This window comes from Yersinia alsatica, assembly GCF_025133195.1.
GTDB lineage: Bacteria > Pseudomonadota > Gammaproteobacteria > Enterobacterales > Enterobacteriaceae > Yersinia > Yersinia alsatica.
On the sequence record NZ_CP104006.1, the window covers coordinates 1,716,114 to 1,731,128 of the forward strand.

Consider the following 15,015-nt stretch of genomic DNA (forward strand, 5'->3'; position numbering starts at 1 on the left):
AATTTAAGGATATTTTCGCATGGAATTTAAAGACTATTATGCTGTGATGGGAGTGGAGCCAACCGCCTCCCTTAAAGAGATTAAAACCGCCTATCGCAGGCTGGCGCGTAAATACCACCCCGATGTCAGCTCTGAAGCAGACGCTGAAAGTAAGTTTAAGGAAGTTGCCGAAGCTTACGAAGTCTTAAAAGATACTGAACGGCGCGCTGAATATGATGAACTCAGATTGCACCGTAATGACCCTCACTTTGGTCAACGACAAGCAGCCTACAATACTGGCGGCCAACAGTGGCATAGCAGTGCCGCGGGCGGCGCTCATGACTTTTCTGACTTCTTTGAATCTTTCTTTGGCAACCGCGGCGCGGCAGCTGGACACACTTCCCATCGTGCCTCTCAGGGGATTCGCGGCCAGGATCTTGAGATGGAGTTGCCGATCTTTTTAGAAGAAACATTAGCTGAACAAACGCGTTCGATCTCTTACAAGATTCCGACCATTGATGCGTCGGGCCGAGCGGGTGGCGAAACGGCCAAAACACTGAAGGTAAAAATTCCTGCGGGTGTGGGCGATGGTGAACGTATCCGCCTTAAAGGTCAGGGAGCTCCGGGTTTTGCAGGTGGGGCCAATGGCGATTTATTCCTAATTATTCGCATCGCACCACATCCATTGTTTGATGTTGATGGCCAAAATTTACAAATAGTGGTGCCGTTAGCCCCGTGGGAAGCCGCCTTGGGAGCGAGTGTCGAGATGCCGACATTGACGGGGAAAATCACGCTAACTATCCCGGCAGGCAGCCAAAGTGGTCAGCGGTTGCGCATTAAAGGCAAAGGTCTGGTCAGCAAAAAAGGAACTGGCGATCTGTATGCGGTCCTTAAAGTGGTGATGCCACCGAAACCAGACGAGAAAACGCGGGCACTTTGGCAACAGTTGTCAGAGCAAGCGGCATTTAATCCTCGGACTGGATGGGAGTAACAGATTATGGCTGAAATAGAAATCACCTACACCGTGACTGAATTATGCCAGTCAACGGGGATAATGCAGGATGAGCTGGTCGAGGTGGTTGGACTCGGCGTGATTATGCCGTTAGAGCCCACAGATACAGTTTGGATTTTTGACGCGGATGCATTGAGCTGCCTGAAACGCGCACAACGTCTGCAAAATGAGTTGGATCTGGATTGGTCTGGTGTGGCTATGACCTTGACGTTGCTTGAGCGCATTGAGCAGCTTAAGAAAGAAAACGATCAACTGCGCAGGCAGCTTGATCGTTTTGTGCAGACATCTTAATGCCCATCACTCGGGTTGGTGCTCATGGCAGCCCAACCCGAGACCGCATTTATCCGATAGCGAGTACAGAGCGAATATCACTGTTTTTATTCAGATTCCAAACTTCACTGACCTCTTTCAGCCGATGAAGCTGGGTTTCAATACTGAGCTTTTGTTGTGCTGCAAGACTGAAGATATCACTGACAATACGTTTTAATTCAGGAATCGGTGGGAAATTCCCGGTTCCGCTGCCCAAAATTTGTAGATTCGCGCTGCGCAAAACGGCGGAGGGCAGTTGCAGAGTTGGAGAAGCCATCGAGCCGACATTCACCAAGCGGATACCTCTTTCATTGGCATGAGCGGTTAGATCATAGCGGGTCAGTGCGGCGAAAAGCGCCTCGGTCGCTGGCCCCCAAATATAATCGACAATCACGTCATAACCGGTTGAACCTGCTGCTTGTGTAAATGCGTCGGTTAGCTCGGAACCTTGCAGTGTCAAATCCACCGTGGCATCCGCCCCTAATGTCGCTAACACCGCCTGACGTCTGCCGGCGGCCACCACCCGACCGGCTCCTAAATGACGTGCCGCAGCAATGGCTAACTTACCTGAAGTGCCGGTAGCGCCAAGGATAAGCACCGTTTCACCTGGCTGGATTTTGGCTCGCCAGGCAAGGGGTAACCACGCGGCTAATGCCGGATTAATTAATGCTGCGGCAGTGGCATCATCAACCTCGGACGGCACTGGAACATACCAGGATGCCGCAGCTCGCTCAGCCATGGCGCCAAATGGCTGGCGGAAAGAGGCAAAATAAACTCGCGAGCCATCCGACAGTGACCCGATGCCATCAGTGCCAGGAATGATAGGCAGTGTTTTCGGGCTTGAGTAATGTGTGCCTTTCACAATGGCGCGATCCAGTTGTTTGATACCCGCCACCGCAACATTAATGACTGTTTCACCGGGCAAGGGCGTCGGCTCAGAAAACTGCCCAAAAACAGGGGATTCACCTAGCGTCTTAACTATTGCAGCCTTCATCATCTCGCCTCATGGTTGTGTGCCAGTTAGAAATATCCCTCAATCTGCACCTAATTTATTCTTAAGACAATATGTTCAATAAGTGACTAATTTGCTGCCAATATTATTCCTTAAAGGCTGGAGACTCCGCCATCGACCCGCAATTCAGTGCCAACAACAAAACTGGATTCATCTGAGGCCAGAAAAACGGCGGCATGGGCCAGTTCTGCCGGTGTTCCCATCCTCTTGATAGGTACCAGTTGACGAATTTGCTCTGTCAATTTCTGTTGTTCGCTCCCCGATAAACCCAGTTTTTGCAGCGCAGGAGTTTGTGTCGGCCCCGGACTTAGTCCATTCACCCGAATGCCTCTTTCAGCCCATTCTCCCGATAACGTTCGTGCAAGCGACAGCAACCCCGCCTTACTGGCGGCATAAACACTGCTTTGAGGTAAGCCAATATGCACACTGGCCGAACCGCAAAGAATCACCGAGGCCGGGTTAGCCAGCAGAGGTAACAGTGACTGCAAGAGGAAAAAAGGCCCTTTTAGGTTGGTGGAGAGCACGCGATCAAAACTCGATTCATCCCACTCATCTATCGGATGGTGAGTGACATCTCCAGCATTGATATAAACGATATCCAGACGTGGCCAGCTTTGGGTCAGTTTGGCGGCCAGCAGAGATTGGTCGGCAATATTGCTGGCATCACTTTTCAGCAGCAACACCTTATTTCCCAGCTCCGCTTGTACAGCGTGCAAAGCGGCAGAACTTCTACCGGTAATAGCGACTGTCGCACCTTCGGCAAGGAACTGGCGGGCGGTTTCTAGCCCAATCCCACTGGTTCCCCCGGTAATTAATGCATATTTATCTGTTAAGCGATTCATTATTGCTCTTCCATTGATAGCGGCGGAAGACCATTTTTAATACAAAAGTATCTAAAGTATAGTAGGTACCAATTTGATACTAATGATGCAATAGGAAAGCAATGACAGTCTATAAGCCCCTTAGCCTTAAAAATAAATCGCTACCTACCGCTGATGACGCCATAACAGACGAGAAATGTCCGATGGTGCAATTTGTTGAGCTTATTGCCGGCAAGTGGGCCATTCCAATTCTTTATCGTTTGATTGTGACTGCCGCACCAATCCGATTCGGTGAATTACAACGCGCGATTGCCCCCATCACTCAAAAAGAACTTACTCGGCAGTTGCGTGCTTTTGAGCAACGAGGTTTGGTTTACCGTAAGGTTTATGCCGAAGTTCCGCCGCGTGTTGAATATGAAATTACTGCATTGGGTAAAACATTACAGCCAACATTAGATTCACTGGCGCAATGGATGAGAGTTCACCATAAAGATCTTAGTAAACGTCTGTAATACCAATTACCGTAACTTAAGGAAAAGGCTGATTTTTTACTACTAGCTCATTTGCAGTCGCGTAATACAACTTACATGTACTACATTTAATAGGCTGCTCATTAAGTATGCAGTATCAAATGATGATAATAGTTTTAAGGAGAGTGTATGAGTAAGATAACGGGTTGCTGTTCGGAAGAGAACCATCCTAATAGCCGACGGAACGTGCTTAAAGCTGCTCTTGGCATCACTGCTGCGGGGGTAATAGGCGGGATTGGATTGGGATTGCCTCAAATATCCTATGCAGCGGCCCTGACGCAAGCAGAGAGGGATAAATTAACACCAGATCAAATCATTGAAGGAATGAAGCAGGGTAACAAGCGATTCATTTCTGGAAAAATGCAGCAACATGATTATCTTGCTCAGAAGAGAAGTAGCGCCGACGGTCAATTTCCTGCGGCAGTTATTCTCAGCTGTATTGATTCCCGTGCGCCAGCCGAAATTGTACTGGATACCGGGATAGGTGAAACATTCAATGCCAGGATTGCCGGTAATATCTCGAATGAAGATTTATTAGGTAGCTTGGAATTTGCGTGTGCAGCGGCAGGGGCAAAAGTTATCTTGGTCATGGGGCATACCGCCTGTGGTGCGATAAAAGGTGCCATTGATAACGTGGAGCTTGGCAATTTGACTGGCCTTCTCAATAAAATTAAACCAGCAATTGAGACGACGCAATTTGATGGTGAAAAAAGCAGTAAAAATGAACGTTATGTCGATGCCGTAGCAAAAAATAATGTGAAGCACACTATTGATGAGATACGTAAAAATAGTGAGATAATTAATAAATTAGAGAAAGAAGGGAAAATAAAAATAGTCGGTAGCATGTACAACTTAAATGGCGGTGTAGTCGAGTTCTTCATGTAATTACTCAGCTTTTTTCTATTCCTCTTGAGTTTTCTCAAGGGGAATAGCTAGCGCAGATTCGCTTGGTAACATTAATTTATTTATCCTATTCTATTTTTTAGTGACATATCTCCCTTGGTCGTAATTAAATTTTATGGTTATATGATTAAAGCAAAGCTTAGGTGACAAGATAACAATGTATATAGCGTCATTTAGTATTAATGTCGGACATATGAATTATATAATTAAATAAATTCACATTATATGTTTCGATAAAAGGAATATGTAAATGTTATTATTCTGTGTGATTGGTAAATATCTTGATTGATTATTATTAAATAATATTTATTCCTTGAATTTTTTAATTATTATTGTATGTTGAACCTGTGACTGCTTATGGTTTATGCGATGAATTAACTAATTGATAAATATTATAAATAGATATTTTATTTCCATAGGATTGCATGATTAAATCATTATAAATGATATGTTTAAATAACATATTACTTCACTTTGTTATTATGCCGTGTAGCTATTGGATTTATGTGGGCTTTCGAGTATATTTTTATAGATTAAAAATGTTTGTTAAATATCAAATATAATTAAAAAATATAATTTGATTGGTTTTATTCATTAAGTAAACGCGATAATAGTCACTTGTTCTCTTATCACATCTGCTATGTGATTTGTTTTTATTAACTGAGTGAATATATTTGTAGGGGTTATCTATGTATGTCGATACAGTCTCTGTTGTTTCTGGTAGTAAATTTATTGATATTAATGGAAAAGGAGTGATTGATTATGAAAAAGAGATATCACTGGATTGCTGTATGAATAAAATACATTTCCATTCTAAAAAATTAACTATTGATATTAATGAAAAGCAAAAGAGATTGGTTATGTGTTTGTTTAATGATGTAAATAGAAAACAAGACATTATCAAGGTTGTATGGTATGAAAATCATAAAAGTATTTCTGATAATAATTATCATCAGTTAATACATAAATTTAGAGTGCATTTAAAGAATGCAGGTATACCTGATGGCATCGTGAAAACTATAAACAGATATGGTCTCAGGCTGGATTCAGGAATATTAAATACGATGGTTTCAAATAAGATGACTGATAGGTTTATTGGCTACTAGAAATAGGTGGATATCCACTCTATTATTCATATCAAAATTTCTCTACATGAGAGGTAAGGGTGTTATCATTTTTCACCAGGATAGTAATAACACCCTTTGAAATGTTAGTTAAGTTGCAGGTCTATATACTAGATATAGCTATAATAATATGCATTATACATCAATTCTATTTGGGAATCGGTGCGATAATATATGAAAGGGGAAATTCTATTCCAGTATTATATGAGTATACACATACTGAAGATGATAATTTAACAGAGAGATCCAAATGGCTCGAAGAAATTAAACAGATTGATTTTTTTAGAACAAAAAATAGTGATGTAAGAATAGATAAAGAAAATAAAATAATTGCTGATATAACTGATGCACCTATCTACACAGGAAACTTAAAATTAGTTGGTGTACTGAAACATACCGACGAATCACAGTCTATTGCAATTTTGAGCATTAATGGGGAGCAAAATATCTACTTTATCCATAATGAAATAGAAAATACTCATAGAGTAATAGTCTCTATTTTAGCTGATAGGATTATAATTAGTGAAAAAGAACAATATTATACCTTGGTCATTAAATAATTAACACACCCTGATTTATTACGGTAAGGGGCGTTTTATGTACGGGAGTAAAAAGCTATATTCAATCAACTTTACGAGAGTTAGTTTGATTTTTAGAGCTAAACGTAACAAGGTAAAATCATTAACCATAGCATTGATTATCATCTTATCTGCAGAAGTCAGTGGTGCTAATTTTTCTGTTTCCTTCAGAGATGCTGATATAAAAGAGTTTATCAACACCGTTAGTAAGAATATTAATAAGACAATAATTATAGATCCTAAGGTTCAAGGCTTAGTCAGCATTCGTAGCTACGAGTTATTAGATGAAGAGAAGTATTATCAATTTTTTCTGAATGTACTTGATGTCTATGGTTTTACCGTTGTTGAAATGCCTAATAATATTTTAAAAGTCATACCTTCAAAACGTGCAAAAAGTTCAGTTGCTCCTATGCTAAATAATTTAAATGAAGCACAGGGTGATGAGCTTGTGAATCGTTTTTTTAAACTTAAACATATATCAGCTAAGAATTTGGCCCCACTATTACGACAATTAAATGATAATTCAGATTCGGGAAGTATTATTCATTATGATCCATCCAATACAATATTAATCACTGGACGCGCTGGAGTAGTCAATCGCTTACATTCCATTATTAGTGCCTTTGATCTACCCGGAGAGGCAGACATTGAACTCTACAAACTGAGTTATGCAACAGCATCCGATGTTGTAAAGTTAGTCAATCAGATAATCAACCCGACAGTGACGAATAGGCAAGAATCATTTAATGCTGGAAAAATAATTGCTGATGATAGGACTAACTCTATATTGGTGAGTGGTGATAATCATACAAGAAAGAAAACCATTCAAATGATAAAGGAACTTGATCAGCAACAAGATAGTTATGGTAATACCAAAGTCATCTACATGAAGTATGCGCAAGCATCAAAATTATTGGATGTTCTAAATGGCATAAGTCACGGATCCCGGAGTGATAAAAATAAAAAGTCCGCCGGGAAAAATAGTGACGAAACTGTATCAATCAAGGCGCATGATCAGACTAATACATTAGTTATTACCGCGACACCTAAAATAATGAAAGAATTAGAACAAGTTATAGAAAAGTTAGATGTCAGGCGTGCTCAGGTGTTAGTAGAAGCGATTATAGTTGAGACTCAGAATGGCGAAGGGCTGAATCTAGGGGTTCAGTGGGCTAATAAATTTTATGGCGGTGTGAATTTTCTCCAATACCCTGAAAGTGTGAAGAGTAAAAATAGTAGTGAAAACCCAGTGCCAAAGTTAATTGCAGGGTTAACTGCGGGTTTTTACAAAGGAAATTGGGATGGCCTATTTACTGCTTTAGCAACTAATTCAAATAATAATATTCTGGCGACACCAAGCATTGTTACATTGGATAACATGGAGGCAGAGTTTAACGTAGGCCAAGAGGTTCCAGTTCTAACGTCAACACAAACAACAGCAACAGATAAAGTATATAATTCGATTTCCAGGCAATCAGTTGGTGTGATGTTGAAAGTTAAACCACAGATAAATAAAGGGGATTCAGTATTACTTGAGATCAGGCAGGAAGTATCAAGTGTTGCTGATAATTCTGATATTAATACTCATAATTTAGGGTCGGTTTTTAATAAAAGGGTTGTCAATAATGCTGTCTTGGTCAAAAGTGGCGAAACTGTTGTGGTTGGAGGGCTCCTGGATAAAAAAATCAGTAAAACTATTAATAAAATTCCTCTTCTCGGTGACCTTCCTTTAATTGGTGCGCTATTTAGACAAAGTAGAGAGAAAGTAGAAAAAAGTAATCTTATATTATTTATTAAGCCAACAATACTCAGAGAAACAAGTGACTATACGCAGGTCACCACAGATAAATACACTGCCTATAATAATTTGTACACTGATGATAATGAGAAACCATCTATTGATATGTTAATTGATAAAGTAAATTATGGTGAATTTGATGCTATCAAAAGAGATATAATTAACTTTTATAATATGGTAGGGATTAAATATGATTAAAAATAAAACTGAGGCTCTACCACTAACATTTGCTTGGTCTAGAGATAATGGTGTTATTTTATTACCAATTGAACAGGGCTATCAACTTATCTGCCGAAATTCAGCTTCCCTAGAGGCGATACTTGAAGGTAATCGGGTCGGCAATCAGCCTCAAGATCTTAATTTTGTTACTGATGACGAGTTTGAAAATAGCCTGGCATTTGTCTATCAAAAAAGCTCGAAGCAGTCACATAAAATAATGAGTGCTATTAGTGATGAAATCGCTATCTATTCATTTAGTGGTGAACTTCCTGTCAGTGAAGACTTACTGGATACAGATAATGAAGCACCTGTAATAAAATTAATCAATACGATCTTGGCTGAGGCAGTTAAAGAGTTGGCATCAGATATACATATAGACTCTTTTGATAAAAAAATGATTATAAGATTTCGTATTGATGGTGTACTAAAAAATATCTTGGAAATACGTAGCAAAGTAGCGCTATTATTAGTCTCTAGAATTAAAATTATGGCTAAATTAGATATTGCAGAAAAAAGAATTCCACAAGATGGACGCATCGCTCTAAATTTAGCTGGCAGGGCTTTAGATGTCCGTGTTTCAGTATTGCCGGTTAATCATGGTGAGCGTGTAGTGATGCGGTTATTAGATAAGAACAGCTTAAAACTTGATTTACAGTCTCTGGGAATGTCAGCAAAAAATTGTGACTCTATGCATACATTAATGCATAAACCTCATGGCATCGTTTTAGTTGTTGGTCCTACTGGCGCAGGCAAAAGTACTACACTCTATGCCGCTTTAATGGGAATAGACGCGCAAGAAAAAAATATTATGACAGTTGAGGATCCGATCGAGTTTGATATCGATGGAATATCTCAGACACAGGTAAATTCAAAGATTGATATGACTTTTTCACGTAGTTTGAGAGCAATCCTGCGACAGGATCCAGATGTTATTCTTATTGGCGAGATCCGAGATACAGAGACGGCCCAGATAGCGGTACAAGCCTCATTGACCGGGCACTTGGTGTTATCAACATTACATGCGAATAGCGCTGTTGGTGCAGTAACAAGATTGAAGGATATGGGGATTGAACCTTTTATGCTCTCAAGCTCGTTGTTGGCTGTTTTATCTCAGAGACTGGTGCGGCGATTATGTACTGAATGCCGATTGGAATATGCACATGTAGAAGATGTATTGCAAGAAATGAGTGTCAACTACCAGATACCTTTGAGCGGTAATGGATACCGCGCGGTAGGTTGTGCTAAATGTAATGTAACCGGATATCGAGGGAGAATAGCGTTACATGAATTAATGATGGTTAATAACAGCGTACGGGACGGTATTTATAAAGGAAAGAGTGAGCTCGACTTGTTCAAACAGGCGAAAGGGCATATACGCAGCATCGAACAGGATGGCATTGATAAGATTATCGCTGGGTTAACAACAATAGAGGAAGTGAAACGAGTACATTTAGAGGATCAGCATGCCTGTATTTAACTATGCAGCGATAAATCCTCAAGGAGTCAAAGTAAAAGGGAGTATCGATGCAGAAAACATATTTGCAGCCAGAAATGCTCTTTATCAACGAAATCTATGCTTATTGAATGTGAGAATAAAACGGGCAAGCTCCTTTATTCGAGTCACTAAATACTTTACCAAGGTTAGCAAAAAAGACCTCATTTTAATCACTCGACAAATGTCTATTTTAGTCAATGCAGCAATACCACTCGATGAGGTTCTGGAGATAATTGAAAAGCAGAGTGTGAAGAGTAATGTCAGGGATATGATTAATGGGATAAGGAAAAGTGTAATAGAAGGGCATTCATTTTCTGATTCATTGTCGTTATATTCTAACGTATTCAATATACTATATCGCTCTATGATTACTGCAGGAGAAGTCTCTGGTCATTTAGATATAGTATTAGCAAAATTAGCAGATCATATTGAACAAACTTATAAAATACAAAATAAAATAATACAAGCGTTGATTTACCCCGGTTTTTTGGTTTTTATATCTATAAGTGTAATAGCTATACTTTTATCTATCGTAATACCGAGTCTTATTGAACAGTTTTCTTTCTATGAAAAAGAGTTACCAATGTCGACTAAACTTCTTATGGCATTAAGTTATTGGGTTAAAGACAATTTGTCATTTATTATTATCATGTCATCTTTATTTATAGTTCTATTTAACTGGACGATAAGAGTAAAAAAAATAAATTTATTTCTTGACCATTTTTGTTTAAAAATACCTATGCTAGGCAAGGCAATCTCTCGATTGAACATATCCCGCTATCTAAGAATGATGGCAATTTTAAGCTCTAATGGCGTCAGCTTAATCAAATCGATGAAAATTAGTAATGGAGTGTTAACTAATAAATATATTAAGCAACAACTATTCAATTCAATAAAGTCAGTTAGTGAAGGCGATAGTCTTTCGTCATCTTTAACAAGTTGCCAAGTGTTTTCCCCTATAATATTACACTTAATTTCATCAGGTGAACGTAGTGGGCAGTTGAACACGATATTAGAAAGAATAACTGATATTCAAGAGCAAGAGCTAATGGACCAGATAGGTGTATTTACAACACTTTTAGAACCCATGATAATGATTTTCATGGCAGGGTTTGTTTTTTTCATTGTTTTGGCAATATTTCAGCCAATATTGGAAATGAATAACTTAGTTTTGTGACTATTATTTAAGGGGCTTTATGCTAAACCTTAGACAAGGTGGTTTTACATTATTAGAAGTCATGGTTATTATCATAATTTTAGGTCTTCTCGCGAGCTTGACCATACCTAGCCTGATGTCTAATAAAGATAGGGCTGACCGACAGAAAGCACTAAGTGATATTGCTGCTCTAGAAAATGCATTGGAGATGTATAAGCTAGATAATGGCTATTATCCAACAGAGGAACAGGGTATCGAAGCACTTGCCGTTAAACCCGTAGAACATCCTATTCCACGAATTTATCCTCATAACGGCTATATTCGTAGATTGCCGAAAGATCCATGGAATAATTCTTATCAGATAATTAATCCTGGGCAGTATGAAGAAATTGATATATTTTCAGCGGGCCCCGATAGAGTAATAGATACTGAAGATGATATCGGTAACTGGTCGGCATCATCAGTGGAAAGCAAAGTGGATGACTCTTTGTGACCGTTATAGTTATTAATCCTGAGAAGAAGAATTCGTCGAATTCTGCTGGTTTCATATTACTAGAAGTAATGATCGCAATGGCTATTTTTTCCATCGCCGGTGTCAGTATGGTTAAGATAGTCGGCGAGCAATTAATACGGATTAAAATGTTAGAAGATAGAATTACAGCCTATTGGGTTGCCGATAATATTTTGGCAGAAATTAATATTAAAAAAATAAAGCAAACAGAGAACTGGGTGGAGGGGAGTGAGTTAATGATGAATAAATTATGGCATTGGCAATCACGAGAAATAAAATATGAAAGAATTAATGTTGTTACGGTTGAGGTTCGTAGTCAAGTATATAATGAAGATCCTGATTTTATATTAGAGGGATATCAATATATTAATGAGTAAATATTCATGCTCTGGTTTTACTTTATTGGAGACGCTGCTTGCAATGACTATCTTCACCTTGATGAGCTTAGCTATTTATCAGTCGCTGATTATTGTTGCCAAAGGAAGTGAGGCAGTTAACAATAAAGCAAAGCAAATTCATAAGCTACAAATAGCCATAAATATGCTAGAGAATAATATCTCGCATGCAACAAAAGTTTCTCAGCCAATAGACAAAAAGTCATCAGAGCACAGTTTCAGAGTAGCTAAATTATTATTAGGAAGCGATGATTTTGGAATCTACTTATCACTTAATACTAATACAGATTCTCTCTATTATATCAAATCAGAAAAGATCGGTTTTAGGTTAAAAAATAGATGTTTAGAAAAGCTTATTTATGATTCCAATGAAAATAATCCCAGAGTATCAAAAATTCTAGAGGGAGTTACCGGATTTAGTATGCGAATATATCATGAAACTTCATGGTTAATTGAGTGGAGTGAAAAGGACTTATTGCCTAAAGCTGTTGAAATTATTATTGAGATAGGTAACCAAAGAACTGTCCGGCGAGTTATTACATTATTAAATAGTCATTATTAACCAGGAAGGAAATAGTGGAGCAGCGCGGGATGGCCCTACTGTTGGTATTGTGTATTCTCTTGCTGATGAGTACCATGGTCACGATATCATCTTATTATTGGTCGGAAATTTATTATATCACCGAAAAAATAAAAAACAGTAATTCTAGACGATGGTTGCTATTAGGTGCAGAAGAGATATTTTTTCAAGAGATGACTGTAAATATATCAAGTAAGCAATTAATAAATAATATCTCGCTGGCCACACGCGCTTCACCTAATTTTATGGTGATCAATGATAACTATATTAATTTTAATCTAATTGAGCAAGTAAATTGTTTCAACATTAATGCTCTGCAATATTTGTCCATTAATGATAAGTCATTAAATACAGTTTACCCTTGGTTGGTTTTGAAAAAAATATTACAGCCAGAAAACATAGTATTTATGACACTAAATGATGTAGAGATCAATGATGATGACTTTTTTAATATAAATCATAAGGTTAATGATGTTCGTGTTAACGCGATATTGACTGAAATTCTGGCAAGTAATCTATTTAACGTAGATAGATTTGTCTCTGATAAGTCATCTATTTTTTGTTCAAGGTATGACGATAAATTATTAATTAACGTCAATCTGCTAGAAGCTAGGCAGAGTAAGTTGGTGCAGGCAATGCTATTGAATATGATTAATGAAGCCGTTATTACTCGAGCTATATTGTCCCGGCCGGTTAATGGATGGAGTAGTGCTAAAGAATTTTTTGATTTTATTTTTAATGACTCAAATATCGATGCCGAGGATATGCATAAATTAAGAAAAATTATAGTGTCAAGCTTCTCACATGATGAGTACTATTTTTCATCTATATTCAGATCTGATGGTAACAATGTAGGTTATCAGTTAATAAGTCTTTTTAAGGTAAAGGAGAGTCATATTTCTGTTTTGGAAAGGAGGTTCTCTGTCGGTGAATAATATCTTGGATAGCATTTCCTCCAAAGATAAACTTATCATTAGGTTGAGTTGTCAGGCTAATGAGCCTATATATTGGTATTTGAAATTGAAGGAAGATGATAGCTTTCAGTTTGGAAAGTTAAATGACTGCATAGAATTAAAAAATATCTCCACCTTATCTCATTGCGATGTGACAGTCTTAATACCTACTAGTTTTATTATTTACAGGAAAATAGAGTTAAAGAGGAGAAGAGTAACCAGAAGTTTAAAACAGCTTAAATTCTCTTTTGAAAAAACGATTGCCGGAGATGTAGATAATTTCCATATTGTCATTTTAAAATATGATGAAAACTTTTGCTATGTTGCAGCTGTTGAGCATGAACTGATGAATTGCTGGATGAGATGGCTAAATGATGCTGGTATATCTGTCCGTCTTATTATTCCTGATGTATTAACGTTGCCATTTAATGAAGGAAAGTGCTCACTACTGAAGTTCGATAATCAATGCCTGATAAGAAATAGCGATGTTTCAGGTTTTTCTATTAGGGACGATATTTTACAGAAGCTGCACTTGGCAAAGTTAATAGACTTATCCAAAAATACATTTTGTTGTGCTTCGGATCAAATCGAAAAATTGCAACCAATGCAATTTTGCGAGGCATTAAGCATAATGGCAGAAAATATTGATAATAATGGTGCCAATTTTCTTACTGGAAAGTATTATCGCTATAGAAAACGAACCAGTAATCGTTTTTCACCTTTGAGAATAATGAGTTTTGGATTGTTATTTTCTATCGGTGTTTTTTTCAACTCCTTACATTGTAACTATATGATAGAGCGTGATATTGATATGCTAAATAAAATTGCGCAAAATTTTTATGCTCACTATCCATCGGTGAAACAGTATGATTTAAACAGTCGAGATGTAACTCAATATAATGACAGTAATTTATCTGGTAATGTATTTGGTAATGATTTCATTTTCATGTTACATGCTTCAAGTATATTTATTGGAAGTACAGATAATACAATAAATAGTATTAACTTTAATAATAATGAGAAAAAAATTATTTTTAATCTTGATTATATGAATGATGAATTACTAGAATATGATGTGGATAAGATAGAAATAGAAGGAATCAGAGTATCTAAAGTTCCTTATAATAATGAAACCTACAATGTAGTGTTTAAATATTCGCTATGAATGCAAAGATATTTATCATCAAATTTATTTTTAATAATATATTGGCTAGCTTAGTTTATTTCTTACTGCTTGCTATATTGTGTTGTGCTGTTAAGTCTATAATAGAGAATAATTCGCTATTGAAGAAATATTCTGAGTTAGAGAAAAATATAATTTACCATTCGTCTATTGCAGCGCAGTTAAAGTTGAGGCCTGCCTCCTTACTGGATGAGGGAAATGCTTCAATACAAGAAATTGAAAGTAGAGTGGCAATGATCTTCAGTGAAAACGATATGGTTTTCAATATTTATTCATTAGAGAAAAACTCTATTTTACTAAAAATTGAAAGTTCTGAATTATCGAAGATGCTAGATGCCATTTTTTTATTGTCTAATGATAGAGCTATTATAATTAGTAAAGTAGATATAAATTCTAGTAAAGAATCTGGTTATATTTTTGGTGAGATTATTCTGCTATTATCACAAGGTATCTAATA

The 15,015-nt window shown here is 37.6% G+C and carries 17 protein-coding genes; 15 read left to right on the plus strand and 2 right to left on the minus strand.

Annotation, left to right across the window (positions count from 1 at the left end):
- Positions 1–19 precede the first annotated feature (19 nt).
- Together cbpA and cbpM are read left to right on the plus strand one after the other, a co-directional pair.
- A complete protein-coding gene (gene cbpA / locus N0H69_RS07490; RefSeq protein ID WP_050152267.1) occupies positions 20–970 on the plus strand; it encodes a curved DNA-binding protein in 951 nt (316 codons plus the stop codon).
- 6 nt (positions 971–976) lie between these two features.
- A complete protein-coding gene (gene cbpM / locus N0H69_RS07495; RefSeq protein ID WP_050152266.1) occupies positions 977–1,282 on the plus strand; it encodes a chaperone modulator CbpM in 306 nt (101 codons plus the stop codon).
- A gap of 49 nt (positions 1,283–1,331) precedes the next feature.
- Here the strand turns inward: cbpM and N0H69_RS07500 are convergent, their stop codons facing one another.
- Positions 1,332–2,294: a quinone oxidoreductase family protein gene (locus tag N0H69_RS07500; RefSeq protein ID WP_050135901.1), complete on the minus strand. Its 963-nt coding sequence runs from the start codon at positions 2,292–2,294 to the stop codon at positions 1,332–1,334.
- A gap of 110 nt (positions 2,295–2,404) precedes the next feature.
- Positions 2,405–3,154 (minus strand): SDR family oxidoreductase, encoded by a 750-nt coding sequence (locus tag N0H69_RS07505; protein ID WP_050109839.1) that lies wholly within the window; start codon positions 3,152–3,154, stop codon positions 2,405–2,407.
- 101 nt (positions 3,155–3,255) lie between these two features.
- Between N0H69_RS07505 and N0H69_RS07510 the strand changes: the two genes are divergently transcribed.
- The 13 genes from N0H69_RS07510 to N0H69_RS07570 all read left to right on the plus strand — a co-directional run bounded on the left by N0H69_RS07510 (position 3,256) and on the right by N0H69_RS07570 (position 15,013).
- The gene (locus N0H69_RS07510) at positions 3,256–3,645 is read left to right on the plus strand and encodes a winged helix-turn-helix transcriptional regulator (RefSeq protein ID WP_050109838.1); all 390 of its coding nucleotides are present in this window, start codon (positions 3,256–3,258) and stop codon (positions 3,643–3,645) included.
- A 147-nt stretch (positions 3,646–3,792) separates the two neighbouring features.
- Entirely contained in the window at positions 3,793–4,548 is a 756-nt protein-coding gene (locus N0H69_RS07515; RefSeq protein WP_050109837.1) for a carbonic anhydrase, read from the plus strand.
- Between the two features lie 707 nt (positions 4,549–5,255).
- Positions 5,256–5,672 (plus strand): winged helix-turn-helix domain-containing protein, encoded by a 417-nt coding sequence (locus tag N0H69_RS07520; RefSeq protein ID WP_050109836.1) that lies wholly within the window; start codon positions 5,256–5,258, stop codon positions 5,670–5,672.
- Positions 5,673–5,731: 59 nt separating this feature from the next.
- Positions 5,732–6,250, plus strand: coding sequence for a type II secretion system protein N (locus N0H69_RS07525; protein WP_072077707.1), 519 nt, complete (start codon positions 5,732–5,734; stop codon positions 6,248–6,250).
- A gap of 37 nt (positions 6,251–6,287) precedes the next feature.
- Positions 6,288–8,264: a type II secretion system secretin GspD gene (gspD, locus tag N0H69_RS07530; protein ID WP_080994265.1), complete on the plus strand. Its 1,977-nt coding sequence runs from the start codon at positions 6,288–6,290 to the stop codon at positions 8,262–8,264.
- Entirely contained in the window at positions 8,257–9,762 is a 1,506-nt protein-coding gene (gspE, locus tag N0H69_RS07535; RefSeq protein ID WP_050123995.1) for a type II secretion system ATPase GspE, read from the plus strand. Before gspD ends, gspE begins: the two co-directional genes overlap by 8 nt.
- Positions 9,749–10,957: a type II secretion system F family protein gene (locus N0H69_RS07540; RefSeq protein WP_050152262.1), complete on the plus strand. Its 1,209-nt coding sequence runs from the start codon at positions 9,749–9,751 to the stop codon at positions 10,955–10,957. Before gspE ends, N0H69_RS07540 begins: the two co-directional genes overlap by 14 nt.
- Before the next feature lie 19 nt (positions 10,958–10,976).
- Positions 10,977–11,429, plus strand: a complete 453-nt coding sequence (gspG, locus tag N0H69_RS07545; protein WP_050109832.1) for a type II secretion system major pseudopilin GspG — start codon at positions 10,977–10,979, stop codon at positions 11,427–11,429.
- Positions 11,426–11,824, plus strand: a complete 399-nt coding sequence (gene gspI / locus N0H69_RS07550; RefSeq protein WP_172665479.1) for a type II secretion system minor pseudopilin GspI — start codon at positions 11,426–11,428, stop codon at positions 11,822–11,824. Before gspG ends, gspI begins: the two co-directional genes overlap by 4 nt.
- On the plus strand, positions 11,817–12,404 hold the full coding sequence (gene gspJ, locus N0H69_RS07555) for a type II secretion system minor pseudopilin GspJ (protein WP_050152261.1): 588 nt from the start codon (positions 11,817–11,819) through the stop codon (positions 12,402–12,404). The genes gspI and gspJ overlap by 8 nt, the downstream gene beginning before the upstream one ends.
- A 74-nt stretch (positions 12,405–12,478) precedes the next feature.
- Positions 12,479–13,357: a hypothetical protein gene (locus N0H69_RS07560; RefSeq protein WP_155412599.1), complete on the plus strand. Its 879-nt coding sequence runs from the start codon at positions 12,479–12,481 to the stop codon at positions 13,355–13,357.
- Positions 13,350–14,540, plus strand: a complete 1,191-nt coding sequence (gene gspL / locus N0H69_RS07565; RefSeq protein WP_050152259.1) for a type II secretion system protein GspL — start codon at positions 13,350–13,352, stop codon at positions 14,538–14,540. Before N0H69_RS07560 ends, gspL begins: the two co-directional genes overlap by 8 nt.
- Complete coding sequence (locus N0H69_RS07570) at positions 14,537–15,013, plus strand: hypothetical protein (RefSeq protein ID WP_050152258.1); 477 nt, start codon at positions 14,537–14,539, stop codon at positions 15,011–15,013. The genes gspL and N0H69_RS07570 overlap by 4 nt, the downstream gene beginning before the upstream one ends.
- The last annotated feature ends 2 nt before the right edge of the window (positions 15,014–15,015 follow it).

What these genes read in the sequence shown, in the direction of transcription:
- cbpA (WP_050152267.1), top strand. Translation starts at nt 20, where the DNA reads ATGGAATTTAAAGACTATTATGCTGTGATGGGAGTGGAGCCAACCGCC.
- cbpM (WP_050152266.1), top strand. Translation starts at nt 977, where the DNA reads ATGGCTGAAATAGAAATCACCTACACCGTGACTGAATTATGCCAGTCA.
- N0H69_RS07500 (WP_050135901.1), bottom strand. Translation starts at nt 2,294, where the DNA reads ATGAAGGCTGCAATAGTTAAGACGCTAGGTGAATCCCCTGTTTTTGGG.
- N0H69_RS07505 (WP_050109839.1), bottom strand. Translation starts at nt 3,154, where the DNA reads ATGAATCGCTTAACAGATAAATATGCATTAATTACCGGGGGAACCAGT.
- N0H69_RS07510 (WP_050109838.1), top strand. Translation starts at nt 3,256, where the DNA reads ATGACAGTCTATAAGCCCCTTAGCCTTAAAAATAAATCGCTACCTACC.
- N0H69_RS07515 (WP_050109837.1), top strand. Translation starts at nt 3,793, where the DNA reads ATGAGTAAGATAACGGGTTGCTGTTCGGAAGAGAACCATCCTAATAGC.
- N0H69_RS07520 (WP_050109836.1), top strand. Translation starts at nt 5,256, where the DNA reads ATGTATGTCGATACAGTCTCTGTTGTTTCTGGTAGTAAATTTATTGAT.
- gspD (WP_080994265.1), top strand. Translation starts at nt 6,288, where the DNA reads ATGTACGGGAGTAAAAAGCTATATTCAATCAACTTTACGAGAGTTAGT.
- gspE (WP_050123995.1), top strand. Translation starts at nt 8,257, where the DNA reads ATGATTAAAAATAAAACTGAGGCTCTACCACTAACATTTGCTTGGTCT.
- N0H69_RS07540 (WP_050152262.1), top strand. Translation starts at nt 9,749, where the DNA reads ATGCCTGTATTTAACTATGCAGCGATAAATCCTCAAGGAGTCAAAGTA.
- gspG (WP_050109832.1), top strand. Translation starts at nt 10,977, where the DNA reads ATGCTAAACCTTAGACAAGGTGGTTTTACATTATTAGAAGTCATGGTT.
- gspJ (WP_050152261.1), top strand. Translation starts at nt 11,817, where the DNA reads ATGAGTAAATATTCATGCTCTGGTTTTACTTTATTGGAGACGCTGCTT.
- N0H69_RS07560 (WP_155412599.1), top strand. Translation starts at nt 12,479, where the DNA reads ATGGTCACGATATCATCTTATTATTGGTCGGAAATTTATTATATCACC.
- N0H69_RS07570 (WP_050152258.1), top strand. Translation starts at nt 14,537, where the DNA reads ATGAATGCAAAGATATTTATCATCAAATTTATTTTTAATAATATATTG.